Annotated in this window: 19 protein-coding genes; 8 read left to right on the top strand and 11 right to left on the bottom strand. The window is 66.0% G+C overall.

Annotation, left to right across the window (positions count from 1 at the left end):
• The first annotated feature begins 197 nt into the window (after positions 1 to 197).
• The 3 genes from gltB (at position 198) to B0T44_RS12940 (ending at position 7,775) form a co-directional block, all read left to right on the top strand.
• The gene (gene gltB / locus B0T44_RS12950; RefSeq protein ID WP_077116224.1) at positions 198 to 4,862 is read left to right on the top strand and encodes a glutamate synthase large subunit; all 4,665 of its coding nucleotides are present in this window, start codon (positions 198 to 200) and stop codon (positions 4,860 to 4,862) included.
• A gap of 59 nt (positions 4,863 to 4,921) precedes the next feature.
• Positions 4,922 to 6,391 (top strand): glutamate synthase subunit beta, encoded by a 1,470-nt coding sequence (locus B0T44_RS12945; RefSeq protein ID WP_077116120.1) that lies wholly within the window; start codon positions 4,922 to 4,924, stop codon positions 6,389 to 6,391.
• Between the two features lie 484 nt (positions 6,392 to 6,875).
• Positions 6,876 to 7,775 carry a cutinase family protein gene (locus B0T44_RS12940; RefSeq protein WP_077116121.1) on the top strand — a complete coding sequence of 300 codons (900 nt, stop codon included), beginning with the start codon at positions 6,876 to 6,878 and terminating at the stop codon, positions 7,773 to 7,775.
• Between the two features lie 110 nt (positions 7,776 to 7,885).
• On the opposite strand, the gene B0T44_RS12935 is transcribed toward B0T44_RS12940, so the two are convergent.
• From B0T44_RS12935 to lysX, 3 genes are all read right to left on the bottom strand, one after another.
• The gene (locus tag B0T44_RS12935) at positions 7,886 to 8,503 is read right to left on the bottom strand and encodes a histidine phosphatase family protein (RefSeq protein ID WP_077116123.1); all 618 of its coding nucleotides are present in this window, start codon (positions 8,501 to 8,503) and stop codon (positions 7,886 to 7,888) included.
• A gap of 130 nt (positions 8,504 to 8,633) precedes the next feature.
• Positions 8,634 to 9,044 carry a hypothetical protein gene (locus B0T44_RS12930; protein WP_077116125.1) on the bottom strand — a complete coding sequence of 137 codons (411 nt, stop codon included), beginning with the start codon at positions 9,042 to 9,044 and terminating at the stop codon, positions 8,634 to 8,636.
• Positions 9,045 to 9,167: 123 nt separating this feature from the next.
• On the bottom strand, positions 9,168 to 12,446 hold the full coding sequence (lysX, locus tag B0T44_RS12925; protein WP_077116225.1) for a bifunctional lysylphosphatidylglycerol synthetase/lysine--tRNA ligase LysX: 3,279 nt from the start codon (positions 12,444 to 12,446) through the stop codon (positions 9,168 to 9,170).
• Positions 12,447 to 12,708: 262 nt separating this feature from the next.
• Here lysX and B0T44_RS12920 point away from each other — a divergent pair, with 262 nt between their 5' ends.
• Positions 12,709 to 12,930, top strand: a complete 222-nt coding sequence (locus B0T44_RS12920; protein ID WP_077116127.1) for an RNA-binding S4 domain-containing protein — start codon at positions 12,709 to 12,711, stop codon at positions 12,928 to 12,930.
• A gap of 24 nt (positions 12,931 to 12,954) precedes the next feature.
• Here the strand turns inward: B0T44_RS12920 and rraA are convergent, their stop codons facing one another.
• From rraA to B0T44_RS12895, 5 genes are all read right to left on the bottom strand, one after another.
• Entirely contained in the window at positions 12,955 to 13,443 is a 489-nt protein-coding gene (gene rraA / locus B0T44_RS12915) for a ribonuclease E activity regulator RraA (protein ID WP_077116128.1), read from the bottom strand.
• Between the two features lie 75 nt (positions 13,444 to 13,518).
• Entirely contained in the window at positions 13,519 to 13,884 is a 366-nt protein-coding gene (locus B0T44_RS12910) for a DUF5313 family protein (RefSeq protein WP_077116129.1), read from the bottom strand.
• Between the two features lie 74 nt (positions 13,885 to 13,958).
• Complete coding sequence (locus B0T44_RS12905; RefSeq protein ID WP_077116131.1) at positions 13,959 to 14,885, bottom strand: CopD family protein; 927 nt, start codon at positions 14,883 to 14,885, stop codon at positions 13,959 to 13,961.
• On the bottom strand, positions 14,882 to 15,466 hold the full coding sequence (locus B0T44_RS12900; RefSeq protein WP_081512055.1) for a copper resistance CopC family protein: 585 nt from the start codon (positions 15,464 to 15,466) through the stop codon (positions 14,882 to 14,884). The genes B0T44_RS12905 and B0T44_RS12900 overlap by 4 nt, the downstream gene beginning before the upstream one ends.
• Positions 15,467 to 15,483: 17 nt before the next feature.
• The gene (locus B0T44_RS12895) at positions 15,484 to 16,137 is read right to left on the bottom strand and encodes a DUF6474 family protein (RefSeq protein WP_077116132.1); all 654 of its coding nucleotides are present in this window, start codon (positions 16,135 to 16,137) and stop codon (positions 15,484 to 15,486) included.
• A 720-nt stretch (positions 16,138 to 16,857) separates the two neighbouring features.
• Between B0T44_RS12895 and B0T44_RS12890 the strand changes: the two genes are divergently transcribed.
• The 3 genes from B0T44_RS12890 (at position 16,858) to B0T44_RS12880 (ending at position 21,398) form a co-directional block, all read left to right on the top strand.
• On the top strand, positions 16,858 to 18,552 hold the full coding sequence (locus tag B0T44_RS12890; RefSeq protein WP_175647981.1) for a TM0106 family RecB-like putative nuclease: 1,695 nt from the start codon (positions 16,858 to 16,860) through the stop codon (positions 18,550 to 18,552).
• On the top strand, positions 18,549 to 20,558 hold the full coding sequence (htpG, locus tag B0T44_RS12885) for a molecular chaperone HtpG (protein WP_077116134.1): 2,010 nt from the start codon (positions 18,549 to 18,551) through the stop codon (positions 20,556 to 20,558). Before B0T44_RS12890 ends, htpG begins: the two co-directional genes overlap by 4 nt.
• Before the next feature lie 186 nt (positions 20,559 to 20,744).
• Positions 20,745 to 21,398, top strand: coding sequence for a hypothetical protein (locus B0T44_RS12880; protein WP_139347757.1), 654 nt, complete (start codon positions 20,745 to 20,747; stop codon positions 21,396 to 21,398).
• Positions 21,399 to 21,491: 93 nt separating this feature from the next.
• Here B0T44_RS12880 and B0T44_RS12875 read toward each other — a convergent pair whose 3' ends face one another.
• Positions 21,492 to 22,259, bottom strand: a complete 768-nt coding sequence (locus tag B0T44_RS12875; RefSeq protein WP_077116138.1) for an SDR family NAD(P)-dependent oxidoreductase — start codon at positions 22,257 to 22,259, stop codon at positions 21,492 to 21,494.
• Positions 22,260 to 22,464: 205 nt separating this feature from the next.
• Here B0T44_RS12875 and B0T44_RS12870 point away from each other — a divergent pair, with 205 nt between their 5' ends.
• Positions 22,465 to 23,124: a TetR/AcrR family transcriptional regulator gene (locus B0T44_RS12870; protein ID WP_077116139.1), complete on the top strand. Its 660-nt coding sequence runs from the start codon at positions 22,465 to 22,467 to the stop codon at positions 23,122 to 23,124.
• Here B0T44_RS12870 and B0T44_RS12865 read toward each other — a convergent pair.
• Both B0T44_RS12865 and B0T44_RS12860 read right to left on the bottom strand, forming a co-directional pair.
• The gene (locus tag B0T44_RS12865) at positions 23,105 to 23,863 is read right to left on the bottom strand and encodes a TMEM165/GDT1 family protein (RefSeq protein ID WP_077116228.1); all 759 of its coding nucleotides are present in this window, start codon (positions 23,861 to 23,863) and stop codon (positions 23,105 to 23,107) included. The genes B0T44_RS12870 and B0T44_RS12865 overlap by 20 nt on opposite strands.
• Positions 23,864 to 24,287: 424 nt before the next feature.
• Positions 24,288 to 24,578: a putative quinol monooxygenase gene (locus B0T44_RS12860; protein WP_077116141.1), complete on the bottom strand. Its 291-nt coding sequence runs from the start codon at positions 24,576 to 24,578 to the stop codon at positions 24,288 to 24,290.
• Positions 24,579 to 24,585 lie beyond the last annotated feature (7 nt).

The raw sequence follows: 24,585 nt of genomic DNA, 5'->3' as shown, positions 1-24,585 counted from the left end.
TCACCCCTAGCTCCAGCAGAACAGGAGTGGGTGGACAACTTCAGACGTGACTGCACGCCGAAGACCATCAGCGCGGCTGGTTTCCGGAACGTACGGACGCAATCTCGACGGAGCGTTCGACAACACAGGCATTCCGCGCCCGGCCGTTTCAGTCGATGGCCGCACCGTCGGAAGCCGACATTCTTGAAGGCAGAGGCATGACGCAACTTCCTGGCCACAGGTCACCTGGACCCATCGGTCTCTACGACCCCGCGAACGAACACGACGCCTGTGGTGTCGCGTTCGTCGTGGATATGCACGGCCGTCGCAGCCGTGACATCGTCGACAAAGCTATTACGGCCCTGTTGAACCTGGAACACCGTGGAGCCGCGGGCGCTGAACCCAACTCCGGGGACGGCGCGGGCATCCTGATCCAGATCCCGGACCGGTTCTTCCGCTCCGTGGTCGATTTCGAGTTGCCGCCGGAAGGCTCTTACGCCTCCGGGATCGCCTTCCTGCCCCAGGCACGCCGCGACGCAGCCGTCGCGGCATACGGCGTGGAAAAGATCGTCCACGAAGAAGGCCTCACCGTGCTCGGCTGGCGTGAGGTGCCGATCGATGAATCGTCGCTCGGCGCGCTCTCGCGCGACGCCATGCCCACCTTCCGCCAGATCTTCATCGGCACGCCCGCCGGCGCCGCCGAACAGCTGAGCGGCATGGACCTGGAACGCCGCGCCTACGTCATCCGCAAGCGGGTCGAGCACGAACTCGGCAAGGCGGGCGCAGGCGAAGGCACCGTCGGTAAGGAGTCGGTCTATTTCCCGAGCCTGTCCGGGCAGACCTTCGTCTACAAGGGCATGTTCACCACGCCGCAGCTGCGCGCGTTCTACCTGGACCTGCAGGACAACCGGGTGGAAAGCGCCCTCGGCATCGTGCACTCGCGCTTTTCGACCAACACCTTCCCGTCCTGGCCGCTGGCCCACCCGTTCCGCCGGGTCGCGCACAACGGTGAGATCAACACCGTCACCGGTAACGAGAACTGGATGCGGGCCCGCGAGGCACTGCTGCGCTCGGACGTCTTCGGCTACGACTCGGCGGGCAAGAACCGGCTGGAGAAGATCTTCCCGGTCTGCACCCCCGGTGCCAGCGATACCGCGCGCTTCGACGAAGTGCTGGAACTGCTGCATCTGGGTGGCCGCAGCCTGCCGCACGCGGTGCTGATGATGATCCCCGAGGCGTGGGAACGTAACGAGAACATGGACCCGGACCGCCGGGCGTTCTACGAGTACCACTCGATGCTGATGGAACCGTGGGACGGACCGGCATCGGTCTGCTTCACCGACGGCACCGTTATCGGTGCCGTGCTCGACCGCAACGGTCTGCGCCCCAGCCGGGTCTGGGTCACCGAAGACGGCCTGGTCGTGATGGCCTCCGAGGTCGGTGTGCTCGATATCGACCCAGCCAAGGTAGTCAAGAAGGTCCGGTTGCAACCCGGCCGGATGTTCCTGGTCGACACCGCGCAGGGCCGGATCGTCGGCGACGAGGAGATCAAGTCCCAGCTGGCCGCCGAGCATCCCTACCGGGAATGGCTGGATGCCGGTGTCGAACAGCTGTCCGATCTGCCCGACCGGCCGCATGTGCATATGCCGCACGACCGGGTGCTGATCCGCCAGCAGATCTTCGGATACACCACCGAGGAACTGAACCTGCTGATCTCGCCGATGGCCCGCACCGGTGGCGAAGCGCTCGGCTCGATGGGCACCGACACCCCCATCGCGGTGCTCTCGGCGCGGCCGCGGCTGCTGTTCGACTACTTCTCGCAGCTGTTCGCGCAGGTCACCAACCCGCCGCTGGACGCGATCCGCGAAGAGGTCGTCACCAGTCTGCGCCGTACCATCGGCCCCGAGGCCGATCTGCTGCACCCGACCCCCGAGTCGTGCAAGCAGATCGCGATCGAGCAGCCGATCCTGGACAACGACGAGCTGGCCAAGCTCATCCACATCAACGACGACGGCAGCCATCCCGGGCTGCGCTCGGTGGTGGTGCGCGGGCTGTATCCCGTCGCCCAGGGCGGCGCGGGCTTGCGTGCCGCGCTCACCGCGATCAACACCCAGGTGTCGGCGGCCATCTCCGGTGGCGCCCGGATCATCGTGCTGTCGGACCGCGAATCCAATGAGAAGCTGGCGCCGATCCCGTCGCTGCTGCTCACCGCGTCGGTGCATCACCATCTGGTGCGTGAGCGCACCCGCACCATGGTCGGCTTGGTCGTGGAGGCCGGTGACGCCCGCGAAGTGCACCATATGGCCATGCTGGTCGGCTTCGGCGCGGCCGCGATCAACCCGTATATGGCGTTCGAGTCCATCGAGGACATGCTCGAGCGCGGCGCGCTGTCGCTCGGCACCGTCGAAACCGACGGCAAAGCTGATATCTCCGCCGCCTACCGCAAGGCTGTGGCCAACTACAACAAGGCGGCAGGCAAGGGTGTGCTGAAGGTGATGTCCAAGATGGGCATCTCGACCATGGCCTCCTACAACGGCGCGCAGCTGTTCCAGGTGATCGGGCTGTCGCAGGACCTGGTCGACGAATACTTCACCGGGCTGCGCTCGCATCTGGGCGGGATCGGCTTGGACGAGATCGCCGACGAAGTGGCAGCCCGGCACCGGGTCGCGTTCCTGGAGAACCGGACCGAGCGCGCGCACCGCGAGCTCGAGATCGGCGGCGAATACCAGTGGCGGCGCGAGGGTGAATACCACCTGTTCAACCCGGATACCGTGTTCAAGCTGCAGCACGCGACCCGATCCGGGCAGTACTCGATCTTCAAGGAGTACACCAAGCTGGTCGACGATCAGTCCGAGCGGCTGGCTTCGCTGCGCGGACTGTTCAAGTTCAAGACCAAGGCGCGCAGCCCGATCCCGATCGAGGAAGTCGAGCCGGCCAGCAAGATCGTCAAGCGGTTCTCCACCGGCGCGATGAGTTACGGTTCGATCTCCGCGGAATCGCATGAGACCCTGGCCATCGCGATGAACCGGCTCGGTGGCCGGTCCAACTCCGGTGAGGGCGGCGAGTCCCCGGCCCGGTTCGAGCCGGAAGACAACGGTGACTGGCGCCGCAGCGCGATCAAACAGGTCGCGTCCGGCCGGTTCGGTGTCACCGCGCACTACCTGACCAACTGCACCGATATCCAGATCAAGATGGCCCAGGGCGCCAAGCCCGGTGAGGGCGGTCAGCTGCCCGCGCACAAGGTGTACCCGTGGGTCGCCGAGGTGCGGCACTCCACCCCGGGTGTCGGCCTCATCTCGCCGCCGCCGCACCACGACATCTACTCGATCGAGGACCTGGCGCAGCTGATCCACGATCTGAAGAACGCGAACCCGCAGGCACGGATTCACGTGAAACTTGTCGCCGAGCCCGGTGTGGGCACCGTCGCGGCGGGTGTCTCCAAGGCCCATGCCGATGTGGTGCTGATCTCCGGCCACGACGGCGGCACCGGCGCCTCGCCGCTGACCTCGCTCAAGCACGCGGGCGGTCCGTGGGAGCTCGGCCTGGCCGAAACCCAGCAGACGCTGCTGCTCAACGGTCTGCGTGACCGGATCGTGGTGCAGGTCGACGGCCAGATGAAAACCGGCCGTGATGTGATGATCGCGGCGCTGCTCGGTGCCGAGGAGTACGGGTTCGCGACAGCTCCGCTGGTCGTCTCCGGCTGCATCATGATGCGGGTATGCCATCTGGACACCTGCCCGGTGGGCGTGGCCACGCAGAACCCGATCCTGCGCCAGCGCTTCACCGGTAAGCCGGAATTCGTCGAGAACTTCTTCATGTTCATCGCCGAAGAGGTCCGCGAACTGCTGGCGCAGCTGGGCTTCCGCACCCTGGACGAGGCCATCGGCCGGGTCGATCTGCTCGATACCGCCAAGGCCAAGCAGCACTGGAAGGCCAGCAAGCTGGACCTGTCGCCGATCCTGGACAACGTCGAGACGGCGTTCATGTCCCAGGACCGCCGCTGCACCAAGGAACAGGATCATGGCTTGGACCGGGCGCTGGACCAGCAGCTCATCACGCAGAGCCGGGATGCGCTGGAACGCGGTAAGCCGGTCAAGATCGAAACCAAGATCACGAACGTGAACCGGACCGTCGGCACCATGCTCGGCCACGAGGTGACCAAGCTCTACGGCGGCGCGGGCCTGCCCGACGACACCATCGACATCACCTTCACCGGTTCGGCGGGCAACAGCTTCGGTGCGTTCGTTCCCGCCGGTATCACGCTGCGGGTGCACGGCGATGCGAACGACTATGTCGGCAAGGGCCTTTCCGGCGGCCACCTGGTGGTTCGCCCGTCGCTCAACGCCCCGGCCGATTTCGTCGCCGAAGAGAACATCATCGCGGGCAATGTGATCCTGTTCGGTGCGACCAGCGGTCAGGCATTCATCAGCGGTGTGGTTGGTGAACGGTTCGCGGTCCGCAATTCCGGCGCCACCGCGGTCGTCGAAGGCGTCGGCGATCACGGCTGTGAATACATGACCGGCGGCAACGTCGTCATCCTCGGTGAGACCGGACGCAACTTCGGCGCGGGCATGTCCGGCGGGCTGGCGTTCGTCTACGACCCCGAGGGGAAGTTCCCGACGCGGGTCAATCCGGAGCAGGCCGACGCCATCGAGTCGCTGTCCGGTGACGATTTCACCTGGCTGCACGACATCATCGCCCAGCATCGCGACCAGACCGGTTCGGCGATCGCCGACCGGATTCTGAGCGACTGGTCGCAGCAGGTGAATCACTTCGTGAAGGTTATGCCACGCGAATACAAGAAAGTGCTGCTCGCTATCTCCGAGGCTGAGAAGAGCGGCAAGGATGTCGATGAGGCGATTATGGAGGCCGCACGTGGCTGACGTGAGACGCGTTGTGAACGCAAGCCCCATTGTGAGAGGCGAAAATACGGAGGCCGCGCGTGGGTGACACCCAGGGATTTTTGAAGCACACATCACGGGAGCTGCCCAAACGGCGGCCGGTGCCGCTGCGTCTGATGGACTGGAAAGAGGTCTACGAGCAGGGTTTTTCGCATGAAACCCTGCAGCGTCAGGCCAGCCGGTGCATGGACTGCGGTATCCCCTTCTGCCATAACGGCTGCCCGCTGGGGAACCTGATTCCCGAGTGGAATGATCTGGTCTACCAGGACCGCTGGCGGGAATCGATCGACCGGCTGCACGCGACCAACAACTTCCCGGAATTCACCGGGCGGTTGTGCCCCGCGCCGTGCGAAGCGTCCTGTGTGCTCGGGATCAACCAGGACCCGGTGACCATCAAGCAGGTCGAGGTCGAGATCATCGAGAACGCCTTCGACGAAGGCTGGGTTGCGCCGGTGTACCCCACCCGGCTGACCGGTAAGAAGGTCGCTGTCGTCGGTTCCGGGCCTGCCGGTCTGGCCGCCGCCCAGCAGCTGACCCGTGCTGGACACACCGTGACCGTGTTCGAGAGGGCCGACCGCATCGGTGGCCTGCTGCGTTACGGCATCCCGGAATTCAAGATGGAAAAGCGTTTCATCGATCGCAGGCTGGCGCAGATGGAGGCCGAGGGCACCATCTTCAAAACCGGCGTCAATGTCGGGGTCGACATCACCGCCGAACAGCTGCGTGAACAGTACGACGCGGTCGTGCTGGCCGGCGGCGCCACCCAGGCACGCGATCTGCCGATCCCCGGCCGCGAGCTGGACGGCATCCACCAGGCCATGGAGTTCCTGCCCTGGGCCAACCGGGTGCAGCACGGAGACCCCGTCACAGACGACGATGGCCTACCGCCGATCCACGCGCACGGCAAGAAGGTGGTCATCATCGGCGGCGGCGACACCGGCGCCGACTGCCTCGGCACCTCGCATCGGCAGGGCGCGGCCAGCGTGCACCAGTTCGAGATCATGCCGCGGCCGCCGGAGGAGCGCGCCAGCTCCACCCCGTGGCCGACCTACCCGCTCATGTACCGGGTGTCCTCGGCGCATGAAGAGGGTGGCGAGCGGGTGTTCTCCGTGAACACCGAACGTTTCGTCGGTGCCGACGGCACGGTGACCGGTCTGCAGGCGCATGAGGTCACGATGGTCAACGGCCGATTCGAGAAGGTCGAAGGCACCGACTTCACCCTCGAAGCCGACCTGGTGCTGCTGGCCATGGGCTTCGTCGGCCCCGAGAAGCCGGGCCTGCTCACCGATCTCGGCGTAGGCTACGACCAGCGCGGCAATGTTCAGCGGGACAAGAACTGGGCCACCAACATCCCCGGCGTCTTCGTCGCAGGTGACATGGGCCGCGGTCAGTCCCTGATCGTCTGGGCCATTGCCGAAGGCCGCGCCGCCGCATCTTCGGTGGACCGCTATCTGGAAGGCGAAACCGCCCTCCCGGCCCCGATCCCCCCGACAGCGGTCGCTCAGCGCTGAGTCTGCCGCCAGTAAAAGCGCCCACCGGACTTTGTTCCGGTGGGCGCTTTTCGTGCTCTCGGGATACTTCCGATGATCCCGCCATGATTTCGTCGGAAAACGATTCGGCGGATGTGGTCGGAGATGCCGGGCATTCCTTGCGGATAGTTGCGTTGACGAGTTCTGCAGTTGATACCGGAGTTCATTGCGTTCGAGTTATTCGCGCTCGCCGGAACTGCACCCGGTATGCGGCGGTGTTGCGGGGGAATCGGGGGCGGTTGGTGGAAATCAGACACGCGCGGCGCTGCGGTTAGCGATGGCGGGGTGGTGGCCTTATGGTTATCTGCTGTGCGGTCCGGGTATACGGATGGGTCCTGGTTGGGCACCGGAGCGAGTTATCGGGGTTAACCCGGTGTGCACTCCTGCGACATCCAGAGGGGCCAGCATTGTAGCGACGTCCTGTAGCGGAACGCCTCGGTGCGAGGCAAGGATTGACTGGAGCAGTATGCAGTTCAAGAAGATCGCCGCGGCTCTGGGTGCGTGTGCAGCCGTCGCATCCGGGCTCGTATTCGGTGGTGGCACAGCGTCCGCGGCCCCCGGATGCCCCAGCCTGTATGTGGTGGCGATCCCGGGCACCTGGGAAACCGGCCACGACCGGAAACCGCAGCCCGGCATGCTGTCCGGTGTCACCCGCGGGCTGCCTTCCTCGGCGAAGGTCGACTACGTGACCTACGCGGCTACCGCCTTCCCGTGGGAAGGCGACATCTACGGCAGCTCCAAAAAAGAAGCGGTGGACAATGCGCGCGGGATGATCACGGCCATGGCGCAGCGATGCGGAGCCACCAAGATCGCGCTGATCGGCTACAGCCAGGGCGCCGACGCCGCAGGTGATCTCGCCGCCGAAATCGGTACCGGTCTCGGTCCCGTCGCACCCGACCGGATCTCGGGTGTCGGGCTGCTGTCCGATCCGCGCCGCTCGCCCACCGATATCCAGGTCGGCCCCCCGGCTCCCGGCGCTGGCGCGGGCGGGCCGCGGGTAGGCGGTTTCGGCTGGCTCACCGACCGCACCCGCACTATCTGTGCCCGCGACGACCTGTACTGCGCGACCGCGCCCGACGACTTCGTCACCCGATTCGCCGGTTTCCTCGCCCAGAGCTCCGACGCCAACCCGGCGAACTTCTGGCGCTACCAGCTCGAAATGGGGGTCATCATGGGCGATCTGATGGCGCATGGCGGTTTCGCGACCCTGCAGTCGCAGCTCACCGACTCGGCGAACCAACAGCGAGCCAAGGAACTCGAGGAGTTCTACAACTCCAACGCGCACACCAAATACGGTAGCTACCCGGTGGGTGGCGGTCAGACCGCCGTTTCGTGGATGCACAACTGGCTCGCCGGAATGGCCTGATCAGCACGGACGATTCGGCCCCCAGCTCGTCGACCGGGCTGGGGGCCGTTGCTTGTTCCGGTCCGATGATGCCGAGGCCGGTATACAGCCGATAGATCGAGGACCGGCGCTCAGGGACCAGCAGTGATATTGCGCGGCAGCAGATCCCAGACATGGCCGTTCTCGTTGACCGTCGCTGCGCTGCGGCGACCGGTGCGGGAGAGCAGTATCCGAGTCACCGAACAGTAATCGATGGGGAAGGTCAGCGGTCGGGCGAGGCCGAGCACGTCCTGCAGCATCACATTGATGACGCCGCCGTGTGCGAAGATCACCACGGTATCGGCGGCGTCGGTGTCCGCGGCGATCTCGGTGATCGCATCGATCACCCGGCGCCGGAACGCCTCGCCGTCGATCTGCACCGGCAGGTACCCGGCCTTGATGCGTTCGTAAGTGTCGCGGAATTCGGTCTTGGCATCTTCGATGGGAACATAGACCGGCAAGTCACGATCGTATTCGGCGAGATCGTCGATCACCTCCACGTCCAGACCGAGCTTCGCTGCCGTCGGGGTAGCGGTTTCCTTGGCCCGCCGCTGTGGGCTGCTGACCACCCGGCTGATCCGATGATGCCGCAGTGCATCGGGAACACGTCCGGCCTGCTCCACTCCGATTGCCGCCAACTCGGGGTCGGCAGGTCCACCGGCCTGTTCGACCCGGATCGGCTGGGCATGACGAACGAGAATCAACTGCACTCGTCCACTCTGCCGCATCGTCGTTTTGGCACCAACAGCTGGACAACAAACGACCCGGCTCGCAGGTGGTGCGAGCCGGGCCGCTGCATGTCCGCGTGTCCGGGTTTCCGCCCGGGGATCGCGCCCTGCCTCAGTGCTGAGGCGGATAGGGGTTGTTGGGGTCCTGCGGGTACTGGCCCGGGGGCGGGTAGCCCCCCTGCTGCGGGTACTGACCCTGCTGGGGATATCCGCCCTGCTGCGGGTACTGACCCTGGGGGTATCCTCCTTGCTGGGGGTATCCGCCTTGTGGCGGGTACGGCGGCTGCGGGTGCTGGCCCTGATAGGGCGGCGGGTTGTCTTGGCCCCCGGACTTCTTCTTAGCCAGCACGATTACGACGACGATCAGCACGACCACGATCAGGCAGCAGATACCGCCGATCAGTCCTAGGCCGCCGCCCTTGCCCTTGCTGCCCCGTTTCTTCGCCTGGTACTCCAGTGCCGCCGTCCACGTGTCCGGGCTCGCCCATACCGAATGGTCGAGCACATTCGTGGTGGTCAGCATGTCAAGATATTGCAACGACAGCCCCGATCTCGAAGGTGACGGCCGCCTCCTCCTGGCGGCCGGGTTCCTCACACTACTGCCCGCAGCCAGAGCACGCGAAACTTTCCGGTCTGTTTTTTCGGTTCACCGCGGTTTCACCAACGGGAACGGCAGAGTTTCGCGGATGCTGCGGCCGGTGATGAGCATGACGACCCGGTCGACGCCCATTCCGAGCCCACCCGTCGGCGGCATGGCGTGCTCGAGCGCGCACAGGAAATCCTCATCCAGTTCCATCGCCTCCGCATCACCGCCCGCGGCGAGCAGCGACTGCTCGGTGAGCCTGCGGCGCTGATCGATGGGATCGGTGAGTTCGCTGTAGGCCGTGCCCAATTCGACGCCCCAGGCGACCAAGTCCCACCGTTCGGCAAGTCCGGGGGTATGGCGGTGGGCACGGGTCAGCGGTGAGACCGAGGTGGGAAAATCAATGTAGAAGGTCGGCTCCTGCGTGCGGGCCTCGACCAAGTGCTCGTACATCTCCAACACCACCTGCCCTGCGTCCCAGTTGCGCTGGTACGGAATATCGGCCGCATCGCACAACTGCCGCAGGGTCGCCAGTTCGGTGTGCACGGTGATCTCGGTGCCCAGTGCCTGGGAGACCGCGCCGTGCACGGTTTTCACCGGCCATTCACCGGAGATGTCCACCGCTGCGAAGGTGCCGTCCGGTTTGGGGCGCATCACCACCATGGCACCGTTGGCGGCCAGCGCGGCGTTCTGGATGAGCTGACGGCACAGGTGCATCATCTGCTCGTAGTCGCTGTGCGCCTCGTACGCCTCGAGAATGGTGAACTCGGGGTTGTGGCTGAAATCGACGCCTTCGTTGCGGAAGGTGCGGCCGAGTTCGAACACCTTCTCCACCCCGCCGACGCACAGGCGTTTCAAATACAGCTCGGGCGCGATGCGCAGGTACAGATCCAGATTGTAGGCGTCGATATGGGTGCGGAACGGTGTCGCGTTCGCGCCGCCGTGCACCTGCTGCAGGATCGGGGTCTCCACCTCGAGATAACCCCAGTCGTTCAGCGAATCGCGCAGCGACCGAACCACCGCGCTGCGCCGGGCCAGCCCATCCCGGGCCTCCGGGTTGATCATCATATCGACGTAGCGCTGCCGTACCCGCGATTCCGGATCGGCCAAACCCTTCCATTTGTCCGGTAGCGGGTGCAGGCATTTGCCCAGCATCCGCCAATCTGCGACGAGCAGCGACAGTTCACCGCGCCTGCTGCGGCCGAGCTGACCGCTGACTTCGATCAGATCGCCCAAATCGAAGGTTTCGCCGAACTCCGCGCACCGGCCAGGCCCGACCCGGTCCCGGTCCACCAGCAGCTGGATATCGTCGGTCCAGTCCCGCACCACCGCGAAGACAACCCCGCCGTAGTCGCGGATCCGCAGCAGCCTGCCGCAGATCCGCACGGTAGTGCCGCGCGGGGAACGCCGGGCCGCGGCCACGGAATGCGTCGGCGGATAAGCCACCGGATACGCCTCGATTCCGGCCGCGGCCAACCGCTCCAGTTTGCCCATACGCACCCGCACCTGATCAGGGCGTTGCGGCCCGGCCGGTGCCTGCTCGTCTTCCGGCAGCTCCGGCGGGCTGCCATCGGCGTGCAGCCCGGTCATCGCCTCCGGTGCGGCACGGCGTACACCGGTACGCGCCCCTGCATCCGGTTCCCGGACGAGTCGGGGCAAGAAACCTTCGGCGAGCGCTGCCGCGACCGCCACCCGGGGCAGCTGCCTGCTTTCGCTGAACAAGAAAAACCGCGGCACCCACTCCGGCTGATATTTCACATTCGACCGATACAGTGCCTCCAGCTGCCACCACCTGGAAAAGAACAGCAACAGCGCGCGCCACGCCCGCAACACCGGACCCGCGCCCACCCGCGCACCCTCGGCGAACACCGAACGAAAAACCGCGAAATTCAACGACACCTCGGTGATGCCGAACTGATCGGAGCTCAGCGCCAGTTGCGAGATCATCAGTTCCATCACCCCGTTGGGGCCGTGCGGGTCGCGCCGCATCAACTCCAGCGACACCCCGCTGCGGCCCCACGGCACCAGCGACAGCATTGCCAGTACGTTGTCTCCGGCATCGATCGCCTCGACCAGCAGACAGTCGCCGTCGAGCGGATCGCCGAGCCTGCCGAGCGCCATCGAGAAGCCGCGCTCATCCTCGGTATCGCGCCACTGAGCCGCGCGCCCGGCGATCGCACCGAATTCAGCGGCCGGGATATCGCGATGGCGGCGGATACGCACCCACGCTCCCTGTTTGCGCAGGCGGTTGACCGCCTGACGGACCGGCTTCATCTCCACGCCCGCCAACGAGAAATCGCGGGTGTGCAGCACCGCCTCGTCGCCGAGCCGCAATGCGGAAAGACCGGCCCGGCGATAAGCCTCGGCACCGTACTCACCTGCGCCCATCACCGCGGGCGCCCAACCGAACCGCCGCGCGGTCCCCAGCCAGGCGTCGATCGCCTGCGGCCACGAGTCCCGCACCCCGACCGGGTCACCGCTGGCCAGGCACACACCGAGTTCGACCCGATAGGTGACAGCCGCTTTCCCGCTCGGTGCGAAAACCACCGATTTATCCCGGCGAGTGGCGAAATACCCCAACGAATCCGCCTCATCCGAACGGGCGAGCAGACCGCGTAACGCAGATTCGTCGAATCCGGTCATCGCGTTCTGCGCTCGCTGGGAACGCAGCAGCACGATGGTGGCGGCCAGCAGCGCCACCGCACCAAACACACCGAGCAGGAAATTGACGAACGGATGCGTCGTTCCGTCGAACTGGTCGTTTTCCGCCAGCACGGTTCCGGTCACCCGGTACGCGGCCCACAGCGGCCGCTGAATTCCCGCGGGCAGCGAACCAGGAAACAGTTCGACCAGCCCCCAGCCGACCAGGAAACCGGCCACAAGACCACCGATCAGCACGCCGAGCGCGCGCCGAGTGGACCCACGACGCACCCGGGTGGAGAATTCGCGCCACGCGGCGATCAGCACACCGATCACCAGCACGTGCACGATCAGACCCGCCAACGCATTGACATCACGGTGTTGGGCGAAATCGACCGCGTTCTCCGGCAGCCACGCCACCAGATACACGATCAGCAAACACCACGCGACCCGTTTACGTCCGGCGATCGCCGCCGCGAGCAGACCGACGAACAACGCCCACACCAAGCTGGTATCCGGGGCTTCGAAGAAGTAGTCGTCGAGGTAATGGCGCGGCACGCGCGTCACAAACCGCAGCGCGGGCGAAACACTCCACAGCAGGCACAGCACCGAAAACACGCCGAGCACCAGACCGGTGAAATGCGGAACTTCCCCTATCCAACCGTGCGAACGACGCCCGGTCGCGAGTGTTGCCGAAGACAACTCGGCGCTGAGTCCGGCGTCGGCAGCGTCGGTAGCGTCGTTTTCGGGGGCGGCGTCGTCGACAGCGACAGTATCGATACGTAGCCCGTCTTGCGAGGAAGTCACTGTTCCAGTGTGAATGGTGCGCTGCATTTGCCGCGAGTTCCGCGCGGTGTGTTCACAGGTCCCGGAGACACTTTCGAGACAGCGGGCAGTCGCCCGGCCGGTGTATACAGCCGGGGCGCTGTCTGCCTGGTCACGACGGTGGAGTAAGTATTACTTCATGTCCGATCCAATCGATGTACCGATAGACGACGCCGCCATTCGTCTGGGGCAGTTCCTCAAACTCGCCAATCTGATCGAATCGGGCTCGGAGGCCAAAACGGTGATCGCCGCGGGTTTGGTGCGGGTGAACGATGAGGTGGAGTTGCGGCGCGGCCGGCAGCTACAGGCGGGCGACGTGGTCGCGCTGGCCGGTCACAAGGCACGCGTCGCTGCCGAATAGCGCCGGCGGCAACCGGCTGGCGCTTCAGTCCTCGGCGCGGACCACGATGCCGTCGTGGTCGCTGTAGAGTTTTTCGCCGGGTACGAAGGTGACACCACCGAATTCGACGGGCAGATCCTTCTCGCCGGACCCGGTCTGGGTGCTTTTGCGTGGGTTGGTGCCCAGTGCTTTGATCCCGATGTCCAGGGTGCGCAGGATCGCGGAATCGCGGACCGCGCCGTTGACGATCACCCCCGCCCAGCCGTTGTCCACTCCGCGACCGGCAATGATGTCGCCGACCAGCGCGGTGTGCACGCTCGCACCGCCGTCGACGACCAGCACCTTGCCTTCACCCGGTTCGCTCAGCGTCTGTTTGACCAGCAGGTTGTCCTGGAAGCAGCGGATGGTGGTGATCCGGCCGGAAAATGCCTCACGGCCGCCGAACTGAATGAATTGGGTATCGCAACTACGGATTTCCGGGCCGATCTCATCGGCCAGATCCGCGGTCGCCACTGTATTCGCTGATTCGGTCACGCCGTCGATTTTGCCGCCTTGTTGTCCCGGTCCGGCAACGACCCCCGCGACGGACCGTGCATGTCGTTTACGTCACTAACCGTGCCGGTATCGCAAATTGTAGATCTCGCGGTCGTGTTCGGTGGTCTTGCCGCGGTCGACCAGTTCCGGATCGAGCCCGTGCTGCACCATCCGGAATCGCCGCCACACATAGCTCAACGCGACCGTGAAAATGATCAGCGGGATGATCAGCATCACGATGATCCCGAGCTTGAGCGCTACGGGTCCGGGGAAAAGCAGCACCAGCACGAGGAACGGAATGACCGGCCCGACGAAACGAATCAGGTAACGCTCCATGGCCCCGTGTCCGACGAGGTCCTGCAACACCCACTCATGCAGTTCCGCGGGTAGTTCGCGGCCCAGATCGTAGGCAATTCTCTGTTTGATCGTGGGCTTTTTCATACTTACAGGCTATTCCTGTGCTATGCAGCACACCAGTGGTCAAGCGCGTCTGTACCGGCGCGCGCACCTGCCCCTCATCCGGTAACAGCCAGCGACGCGGCCAGCCCGAACGCTACTGCCATCACCACCACTTCGACCAGCGCCCGATGCAGCGAAGCCTCCGCGTCGACCCGGTGCGCGGCGGCAGGCCCCACCCAGTTGCGCCGCGCCCACCAGCCCAACCCGAGCAGCACCAGCAACACTGCCGCCTTCGCCAGCAGTAGCCGCCCGTAGCCGGTCTGTACGAACGGGGCGATACCGCCCACCCGGACCACGCCGTTGACCAGGCCGGTCACCCCGATCACCACCACCAGCGGCAGCGCCACCCGCGAATACCTGGGCAGCGCCGTCGCCCATTCGCCCCGGCCACGGGCCACCAGCGCCAACGCGAGGAGCAGACCGAGCCAGGAAGCCGCCGCGAGAGCATGTACCGCACCGAGCACCGAGCCGAACGGCTGCTGCGACATGTGCCCGGTGATCGGCCGCAGTGCCAGCGTCACTGCCGCGAACACCAGCACCAGATCAGGGGAGGCGTCCCGCGGCCTCCGATACGAGAACGCCGAATAGGCGGTGATGGCGCCGGTGCCGAGCAGAATGGCGATACCGATCTGGCCGCCGCTGATCCGGGCGAGAAAGGTGCCGAAATCAGCGCCGCCGAGCGCCCCCACCGGAACACCGACCACCCCGGCCGCCGCAAACACCAGAACCGCGAACTCGGCCGCACACCAGACAGCAGCAAGCACCGTGAGCGTGCGCCACGGGATACGGAGTCGTTCATGGATACGCGGTAACGCGGCCAGGCCAAGCACGGCGGCGCCTGCACAGTCGGCGAGCACCCGGACCGCGGCCTCGGCGGTGACGGCGGTCAGCGCCCAAGCGGCCAACACGCCTAGCAAGCCCGCCGGGACAACGAAAAGCAATGCGAGCCTACGGTCGCGACCAGCGGTCGCGGGCGGGGTCACCGGTCGTTCTTGCCTTCACTTCTGCCGCGCATCCGCGAGGTACCGAACAACATGAACAGCAGACCACCCGCCAACAGCACCACAACAGCGATCACCACGATCACCAGGACCGGCACGCCACCGGCATCCTCGCCCTCGGCGGCCTGCGGGCTCGCAGGCGGACCAGGCACCCCGTTGCCCGGGTTGGCGAGGGTGAACGACCGCTGGCCGCCGACCGGGTGGCCGTCGGAAGAGGTGACCCGGAAAGCGACCTGGTAGACCCCGGCGGGGCCGAGCTCACCGACCTCGACGCTGACGGTTTTACCCTCCACCACCGGCTCGCCCTTGGACCACAGGTTGCCGTCCGGGCCGACCACGGTCATCTGGGGAAAGCTCGGCTGCAGGTTCTCGTTGAACGTGACGCTCACCCGCTGCGGGCTGGACTGCACGGTCGAGCCGTCCTCCGGGTCGCTGCCCACCACAGCGGAATGCGCCGACGCCTGACCCGCGGCCACCAGCCCGACAGTGAGGTAGAGCACCGCAGAGACAATGGCGAGCACAAGCCGGGAAACCCGGTTACCGCGGATATGACGCCGAACCATAGGCACCGTCTTTCGGTTCAGGCCACCCCGAGCCGGGCGAGGACGTCCGACTCGAGTGTGGACAACTCGGCAGAAATGGAAGTGTGCACAGCACGCCTACGCGACGCAGGCATCTGCTCGGCGGTGCGCACCGCGGTAGCGAGCGCGGCGAGCCGTTCGCGGGTCGCGGTAACGAAATCCTGCGGCGCCGAACCATTACCTGCATCCGCCGCCCGGCCGTCGGCGATTTTGTCCACAGCGGCTTCGGTATTGGCGATCCGCGCCTGCAACCGCGCACCATGCCCGGAGTATTCGCCGAGCTGCTCCACCCCGACCCCGAGCTGCTGGGCGCGGCGCATATCGATCTGCCCACGGACGAACACCGCCGCACGGTAAGCCAGCGGCGCGAGTACCGGGACCAGAACCCGCGCCACCCCCACATACTTCTTGATCTGGCTGGTGCTGAACGGGTCGCGTTCGGCGCGGGCAGCGGCCTTGAGGGCGGCCTTCTCTTCGGCCTGCAGAGCCGCGATCTGGGCTTTGGCGACCTTACGCTGGGTGCGGGACTCGGCGCGGTCGCGTTTGCGGTCGTTCTTGGCGCTCAATTTGGCCTCGAGCGCAGCCTTGTGCTTGAGGGCCTTCGCCTCGGCCCGGCGGCTCGGCCGCCGCTTGCGCTTCGTGAACAACCCCATCGAGAAGGCCCTCCATCATGCTGGTTCGCCACAGCGGCGCGGCGCGAAACACCTGTCCGCCCATGTCACACGTTTGCCAAACACCCTAGCTGAGTTTATGGCTGTGTTTATGGCGCGCTGGCGCGCGGGTTTGCGGCCCCCCTTGGGCTCGCGTTTCAGCCCTCGCGACTTGCGCCTTCGGCGCATGCGCGAGGGTCGGACGTCCGTCCGCCCCGGCGCTCCCAGCGAGGGTCGGACGTTCGTCCGTCCCGGCGCTCCTAGCTGCGAGGGCTGAAACGCGAGCCGGGCCGCAAACCGGACGGGGCTGGGTGAGTGTGGAAGAGAGCAGCTGGTTCAGGATCGGCGAGGAGCTGCGGCGCGTGTGCTGCGAGGGCGGAGACGCGAGCCGGGTCGCGGATCGGGTGGGGCCGGGGTCTTTTCGAGGGCGTGCGGCGCCGCCGAGCGATTGACACGCCGCCTCGACCGCCGGGCGTGGTGGCCCGGCGGTCCCTTCGGCGGGCTCGGGGCTCGGTGGTGCTCGCCTACGTGGTTGGTGGAGGTGTCGGGGGGTGGGACCATACTGCTTAGGTGCATCCGGGCAGTGACGACCGAGAAGGTCACGAGAACACCGACCGGTCGGGCCTCGTGGGTTCCGGCCTGCCGGGGAGTACGGAGGACGGCGCATCCGGGGAGCCGGCTGCCGTATCTCCCGCGGCACCCGCGTTCCTCGATGCCAGGGGGTTGATCGGTTGCCGGCATCGGCTGCACCTCGACGCCACCTATCCGGAGTTGCTCGCCGATGTCAGGGAGGACCCGGGGGTGCAGCAGCGGCGGGCCGCCGCGGCCGCCCATCGTGACCGGGTGCGCGATGCGCTCGTCGCCGCCGATCCCGACAGCTGGGTGTTGATCGACCCGTCCTTGCGCGCAACGGAACGGGCCGAGGCAACGATGCGGGCCTGCGCGGCCGGTGCGCTGCGCATCTGGGGCGGGCTGCTGCCGCAGGAACCGGATACCGGGCGGCGTGGCGGCGCGGAGGTCCTGCTGCGCGATCTGGACCGCGGCGGATATGTGCCGGTGATCGTGGTGAACCACAAGGTGACCGACCCGCGGCAACCGGAACCGGCCGATTTCCACCCGTTGACTTCGGACCTGTACCACTGGGACCCGCAGCCGGACCCGCACAGGAAGATGCGGCAGCAGCCGCGCGACGTGCAGCGGCTGGCGCATCTGTACCGGATGCTGCAACGGCACGGCCTGGCTGGTCCGGCGCTCACAGGCGGGGTGATCGGCTACCACTTCGACCGGATCCTGGTGCACGACCTCGGCCCGGTGCTCGACGACTACGACCAGAGGTTCGCCGACCGGATCGCCGTGGTGCGTGGCGAAACGTCGACGGTGCCGTCGAAGGTGCCCGAATGCAGGCAGTGCCCGTGGTGGTCGCGGGGAGAAGGCGGTGGCTGCCAGGGCTGGTTGACCGAGCATCGCGATGTCAGCGTGGTCGCGCCGGGCTCGCGCGCGGACCTGCTGCGCACCCACGGCGTGCGCAGCATCGATGAACTGGCCGCCTGGTCGGGACCGGAGCCCGAGGACTGGCAGCATGGCCCGTTTCTCGAGGCCGTGGTGACAGCGCGGGCCTGGCTCGCGGGCGCGCCGCTGGTTCGCCGCTTCGACAAGGTGCGGGTGCAGCGTGCCGACGTCGAGGTCGATGTGGATCTGGAAAGTTACCAGGAATACGGCGCCTACCTGTGGGGGACGCTGCTCGACGGGGTCTACCGGCCGTTCGTCACCTGGGATCCGCTGCCGACCGACGACGAGGGCAGATCGTTCGGGGAGTTCTGGACCTGGCTGATGGGCGTCCGGGCCGAGGCCGCCGCGGCAGGGAAGACATTCGCCGCCTACTGCTATTCACGCACCGCCGAGGACAAATGGCTGTACGAATCGGCGCGCCGGTTCGCCGGGCAGCCGGGTGTGCCGACCCAGGAGCAGGTGCGCGAGTTCGTGGACTCGCCGCAATGGGTGGATATGTTCCAGGCGGTGTCCGAACAGTTCATCTGTCCGGCAGGTAAGGGACTCAAGAAGATCGCCCCGGTGGCCGGTTTCGCCTGGCGTGATCCGGAAGCCAACGGCGAGGCGTCGATGAGCTGGTATCGCCTGGCCGTGGGATACGACGCCGACCCGGATCTGTCCCAGCGCACTCGGCTGCTCGAATACAACGAGGACGATGTGCGCGCTACCGCGGTCCTGCGGGAGTGGATGAACCCGACTGCGGAGCCGACGCAGATAGCGCAGGCAGGTCGATGCGCCGAACGCGAGGTGCCCACGCTCGCCGACTTCGCGCAGCCGCCGCGGCCGCCGCGGAACGGACGGACGAGCAGTGCCGCTGTGGCGCCTCCTGAGGCCGCGGCGCTCGGCCGCGGCGGTACCATTTCGACGTGACAGAGCACGTCGAACAACTCGAGTTCCAGGCAGAAACTCATCAGCTGCTCGAGCTGATGATCCATTCGGTCTACTCCAACAAAGACACGTTCCTGCGGGAGCTGATCTCGAACGCTTCCGACGCGCTGGACAAGCTGCGGCTGGAGTCCTACAGGGACAAGGATCTGCACGTCGACACCGCTGACCTACATATCGAGCTGGAGGTCGACGAGCCGAACCGGATCCTGACGGTCAAGGACAACGGTATCGGCATGTCCCGTGCCGAGGTGGTCGATCTGATCGGCACCCTGGCCAAATCCGGGACCGCCGAGCTGCGCAAGAAACTGAACGAGGCCAAATCCGAGGCTGCCGCCGAGGAGCTGATCGGCCAGTTCGGTATCGGCTTCTACTCCACGTTCATGGTCGCCGACAAGGTCACCCTGACCACGCGCCGCGCCGGGGAGACCACCGGCACCCGCTGGGAATCCAGCGCGGGCAGCTCCACCTACACCATCGAAACCCTGGACGAGGCGCCGCAGGGCACCGCGGTGTCGCTGCATCTCAAGCCCGCCGACGACGAGGACCACCTCTTCGACTACACCAAGGAGTGGAAGCTCCGCGAGATCGTCAAGAAGTACTCGGATTTCATCGCCTGGCCGATCCGTATGCAGGTGGAGCGGACCGTTACCGAGGGTGAGGGCGAGGACAAAGAAGAGAAGACGACCCTCGAGGAGCAGACCCTCAACTCCATGAAGGCGCTGTGGACTCGCCCCAAGAGCGAGGTCAGCGACGAAGAGTACAAGGAGTTCTACAAGCACGTCAGCCACGCCTGGGACGATCCGCTCGAGATCATCCCGCTCAAGGCCGAGGGCACCTTCGAATACCAGGCGCTGCTGTTCATCCCGTCGCACGCGCCGTTCGACCTGTTCACCCGGGAACACAAGCGCGGTGTGCAGCTGTATGTGAAGCGGGTGTTCATCATGGACAACTGCGAAGAGCTGATGCCGGAGTACCTGCGCTTCGTCAAGGGAGTGGTCGACGCGCAGGACCTGTCGCTCAACGTTTCCCGGGAGATCCTGCAGCAGGACCGGCAGATCCAGATGATCCGCAAGCGCCTGGTGAAGAAGGTGCTGTCGACGGTCAAGGATATGCAGAGCGCCGCCCTGGAAGCGGAGAACGCCGATGGCGATGACGCGGCGAAGGAAAAGGCAGGGGAGTCGAGCAAGTACCGGACCTTCTGGCAGGAATTCGGCCGGGTCCTCAAGGAAGGCTTGCTGTCGGACTTCGACAACCGGGAGACCATCCTGGGAGTGTCGTCGTTCGCTTCCACCCATTCCGACTCCGAGCCGACCACGCTCGCCCAGTACGTGGCGCGGATGCCCGAGGGCCAGGACGCCATCTACTACATGACCGGCGAATCCCGCCAGCAGGTGGAGAGCTCGCCGCATATGGAGGCCTTCAAAGCCAAGGGCCGCGAAGTGCTGATCCTGACCGATCCGGTCGACGAGATGTGGGTGGGTTCGGTCACCGATTTCGACGGCAAACCGTTCCAGTCCATCGCCAAGGGCGAGGTCGACCTGGAGACCGAAGAGGAGAAGAAGGAGTCCGAACAGCTGCGTGAGCAGCAGGACAAGGAGTTCGCCGAGCTGCTGTCGTGGCTGGGCAAGACTCTCGAGGAGAACGTCAAGGAGGTGCGCCTGACCAACCGGCTCACCACCTCGCCCGCCTGTCTGGTCGGTGACGTCTTCGACTTCACTCCGATGTTGGAACGTATGTATCGTGCCTCAGGGCAGCTCCTGCCGGAGACCAAGCGAATCCTGGAGCTCAATCCGACCCACCCGCTGGTGACCGGACTGCGCGACGCCTACGACAGCCGCAAACAGGACGCTGAGGCGGGTAAGGTGCCCGAGCTCACCGAAACCGCCGAACTCCTGTACGGCACCGCCGTTCTGGCCGAAGGTGGGGAGTTGAAGGATCCGGCCGAATTCGCTCGGATCCTCACCGACCGGCTCATCCGCACGCTGTAACCGCCGACCGGTTCGCCCGCGGGGCCGTGCGCTCGTTCGAACGGGCCGCGGCATCCGCGGGCCCCGGATTGCCATGCGCAACAAGGCATCTGCCACTGTCCTGAGCTGCGGTTTGTAAAAACTTCGCCGTGCGGATCGATCTCCTGTCCGGAGCGCGGATGTAACGCTCCGGACAGGAGATGGAACGTGTCGACTTCGACCACGTGTGATCACGGTGTGCGTCGGGCATTGATGCGGATCGTCGCTCCGGCGGTCATGCTGCTCACACCGGTGGTGCTACAACCTCTCGCATTCGCCGGACCGCTCGACTCCGTACCGAGTGAGCAACCCGGCGCTTCGAGCCCGCAGCCCAGCGTGCCGAGTTCCCAGCCCGATACTCCGCCGCCGCCGACGCCGACGCCCGAACCGGAGCCGGCTGACCCCTATGGTCCAGACGGTTACGACTCGTTCGGATACGACAGGTCCGGTTACGACCGCTGGGGGTATGACAAGTACGGTTACGACCGCTCCGGGTATAACCATTCCGGTTACGACCGCTCCGGGTATGACCGCTCCGGGTATGACCGGTCCGGTTACGACCGGTTCGGCTACGACCGCTCCGGGTATGACGAGTCCGGTTACGACCGGTTCGGCTACGACCGCTGGGGGTATGACAAATCCGGTTACGACAGCTGGGGGTTCGACCGGTTCGGATACAACAGCGAGGGCTATACCGCGCAGGGTTGCGGCCGCGATGGTGTAGACCGCCCTGATGCCGACCGCCAGGCATGTGAGAACCGGCGGCGGGCTCTTCCGCCGACCGGTAGCGCCGCCCTTCCACCGACCGGTAGCGCCGGCTGATCGTCGCGGTATCCGAACCGTGATACGAGACATCCGTCCTTCCGGTGCGGAAACCGGAAGGACGGACGTCGTCGCGAAATCTCGCGGAAGGAACTACCGCGGCGCCATGCGCAGGGCGCCGTCCATACGGATGGTCTCGCCGTTCAGGTAATCGTGTTCGACGATGTACTGCGACAGCTGTGCGTACTCGTCCGGGCGGCCCAGGCGTGACGGGAACGGCACACCGGCTTCCAAGCCCTTGCGGTATTCCTCGGTGACGCCGGCCAGCATCGGGGTGTCGATGATGCCGGGGGCGATGGTGTTGACGCGGATGCCGAACTGGGCGAGGTCGCGCGCCGCCGGGACGGTCATACCGTGCACACCGCCCTTGGACGCCGAGTAGGCGATCTGGCCGATCTGGCCCTCGAATGCCGCGACCGAGGCGGTGTTGATGATGACACCGCGCTGGCCGTATTCGTCGACCGCGTCGGTTTTGGCGATCGCGTCGGCGGCCAGCCGCATCACGTTGAAGGTGCCGAGCAGGTTCACGGTGATCACCGTGCGGAACAGTTCCAGGTCGTGCGGTCCGTTCTTGGACAGGATGCGACCTGCCCAGCCGACACCGGCGCAGTTGACCACGATGCGCAGCGGCACACCGGATTCGGTGATCTGGGCGACGGCCGCGCTGACCTCGTCGTTGCTGGTCACGTCGGCGGGAAGGAGGGTGACCCCGGCGGGTACATTGTCGCCGGCGCGTTCGATGGACTGCGGCACGTCGAGCCCGAAGACGGTGGCGCCCAGCTCGGCGAATCGCTTGGCTGTGGCGGCGCCCAGACCGGAAGCGCCTCCGGTGACGATGGCGGCGGAACCCGAAATCTCCACGATGGTCCTCTCGTTCGTGACAAAGCCAGTTGGCCTTACGTCAATTGCACCCTAACCGGTGCCCGGTCGTACTCCGAGCACCGCACCTCCTCGAGCCGTTACCCCGCCCCGCCGTTATCGAACCCACCACACCGCCACCGAGCTGGCCGGAACCAGCAGAATGGAGCGGATAACCGAGCCGATCGAACACCGGAGCAGACCCCGTATGAGCGAACCGCCGACCAGCATCCGCCGACTGCCCCGCGGCAGGCACGGATTACCGCGCGAACAGGTCATTGCCTCGCAGCGGGAGCGGATTCTGAGCTCGATGGCCGCGGCCATGGCAGAAAACGGTTATATGCGGACCTCGGTGGCGGCGATTCTCGAGCGGGCCGGGGTTTCGCGGGAGACATTCTACGAGCAGTTCCGTTCCAAGGAGGACTGTTTCGCGGCCGGTTACGAGCGGGCGGTCCAGCAGTTGCTCGCCTGTCTGGAAGAAGCGGGGGCAGGCGGCGACGAGGTGGACGCAGGCACTCGGATCAGCCGGATCTTCGACGCCTACCTGAGCTATCTGGCTGACGACCCGGCGAGCGCCCGGCTGTTCCTGGTGGAGGTGTTCGCGGTCGGCTCGGCCGCCATCGCCCGCCGGATCGAATTGCAGAAGCTGTTCGTCGACTTGATCGCGGGGACGCTCGGGGCCCGTACCGAAGCGCAGGTATTCGCGTGCCAGGCGCTTGCCGCGGCAATGAGTTCGATGGTGACCGGCCGGATCGCCGACGGTGATATCGAGGGTTTGCGCGCCCTGCACGCACCGCTGCTGGATTTGGTGCACCGGGGCGGTGACCTCTACGGCGACCGGATCGTGGTTACCGAGAACGGTCGGTAACGCCGGGGACATGTTCGGCCACAGTTTCGGGCTCCGCCCCCCGCGCCCGGCGGCGCAGCACCCACAGCGCCCCGCCTGCGATCAGCGGTACCGCCGCCGCGGCGGCGACGGACTGTGGTGTCGCGAGTTCGGGCCACCCGGCACCGATACCGGTGAGTGCACCGAAGAACAGGAAAAGCAGTGCCGACCCGATGCCGATGGCATGCTCGGGCAGGTGTTTGCCGATCAGGATGCCGATGGCGATGGCCAGCGCGTCGGCGGCGACCATGCCGATGGTGGAGCCGAGCCACACGCCTGCCCAGTGGTTGTCGGTGGCCAGTGCGGCGGTCGCGAACATGGTGCGGTCGCCGAGTTCGGCCAGCAGGAACGCCGACAGCACCACGAAGAACGGCGCGGCGGCGGTGCGGCGGAGCAGTGACCCGCCAGCGACCGGGGCCTCGAACGGCTCTTCGGGGTCGTCTTCCGGTTCCGAACTCGCGTGTTCGCGCAGCGTCCACAGCCCGACCGCGAGGAAGACGAGGGCAGCGACCACGGCGATGGCCCGGGTGGGTAAGGCCGTGCCGAGAAAGTAGCCGACCGCGACCGAGATGACGTGAACCGCCGCGGTGGCGGTGGCAATACCTCCCAGGACCACCCACCAGCGGTAGCGCAGCGCGAACGTCAACGCCATGAGTTGGGATTTGTCGCCTAGTTCGGCGAGGAAGACGATTCCGATGCTGAGCAGGATCGTGGCGGTCATCAGTAGTGCAACTCCCGATTCTTCGGCCTGCCGGCCGGTTCGGGAAACCCTCCGGCCGACAACGAGATGGTTGTCCAGGCCGAAGGTCTCGCCCACCGGATCGGGTCCGGTTCGCGCAACCGGACCCGTGACGTTCCGGGTCAGTATGTCGACTGCGCGATTGCGGGCTACTCCCCTTCGCTGCAGGCGACTCTACCGGGCGCCCGGTCTTATTGCCACCTCGTTGTTGCCGAAAATGCCCAGCGCACAATAAGTTTGGGTGCCCACGCAGTCGTTTTCGGGTACCCTTACCAATCCGGTCAGCAGTGGCTGAACGCTTTTCCAGCATCCCCCTGGCAAAGCGTTCGGCAGCCCGGCGCTGCCCGAACAGGGTTCCGGATACCCCCTGGTCCCGGCGATTGTTCCCGCAACCGCAGTCGCGGCTTCAGTCGAATGGTGGGCGTTCACCGGTCACGGTGTACTCCATGACCTGATCGCTTCTGATGGCGATTCCCGCGTCCGGCGCGTTGGCAATCTGCCGCCATTCGGTCAACTTTTCCCGCGATTCCCAGCGTTCGAAATTGTTCACCCGGGCCGGGTCGATGGGGTCTGCGGTGATGGCGAGATCCAGGCAGCCGGGCATCTGCCTGGCCCGCTGGACGAGATCGCGGTGCGCGTCGACGAAGGCGTCACGCCGGTCGGCGTCGACAGTCAGGTATCCGGCGATGATCAGCATGTGAGTG

This window comes from Nocardia donostiensis (genome assembly GCF_002081715.1).
GTDB classification, from domain to species: domain Bacteria; phylum Actinomycetota; class Actinomycetes; order Mycobacteriales; family Mycobacteriaceae; genus Nocardia; species Nocardia donostiensis.
This window is presented reverse-complemented; position numbering and strand designations above follow the sequence as displayed.

What these genes read in the sequence shown, in the direction of transcription:
- B0T44_RS12910 (WP_077116129.1), bottom strand. Translation starts at nt 13,884, where the DNA reads ATGAAAAAGCCCACGATCAAACAGAGAATTGCCTACGATCTGGGCCGC.
- B0T44_RS12900 (WP_081512055.1), bottom strand. Translation starts at nt 15,466, where the DNA reads ATGGTTCGGCGTCATATCCGCGGTAACCGGGTTTCCCGGCTTGTGCTC.
- B0T44_RS12865 (WP_077116228.1), bottom strand. Translation starts at nt 23,863, where the DNA reads ATGACCGCCACGATCCTGCTCAGCATCGGAATCGTCTTCCTCGCCGAA.
- B0T44_RS12870 (WP_077116139.1), top strand. Translation starts at nt 22,465, where the DNA reads ATGAGCGAACCGCCGACCAGCATCCGCCGACTGCCCCGCGGCAGGCAC.
- B0T44_RS12920 (WP_077116127.1), top strand. Translation starts at nt 12,709, where the DNA reads ATGTCCGATCCAATCGATGTACCGATAGACGACGCCGCCATTCGTCTG.
- B0T44_RS12860 (WP_077116141.1), bottom strand. Translation starts at nt 24,578, where the DNA reads ATGCTGATCATCGCCGGATACCTGACTGTCGACGCCGACCGGCGTGAC.
- B0T44_RS12930 (WP_077116125.1), bottom strand. Translation starts at nt 9,044, where the DNA reads ATGCTGACCACCACGAATGTGCTCGACCATTCGGTATGGGCGAGCCCG.
- gltB (WP_077116224.1), top strand. Translation starts at nt 198, where the DNA reads ATGACGCAACTTCCTGGCCACAGGTCACCTGGACCCATCGGTCTCTAC.
- B0T44_RS12940 (WP_077116121.1), top strand. Translation starts at nt 6,876, where the DNA reads ATGCAGTTCAAGAAGATCGCCGCGGCTCTGGGTGCGTGTGCAGCCGTC.
- B0T44_RS12895 (WP_077116132.1), bottom strand. Translation starts at nt 16,137, where the DNA reads ATGGGGTTGTTCACGAAGCGCAAGCGGCGGCCGAGCCGCCGGGCCGAG.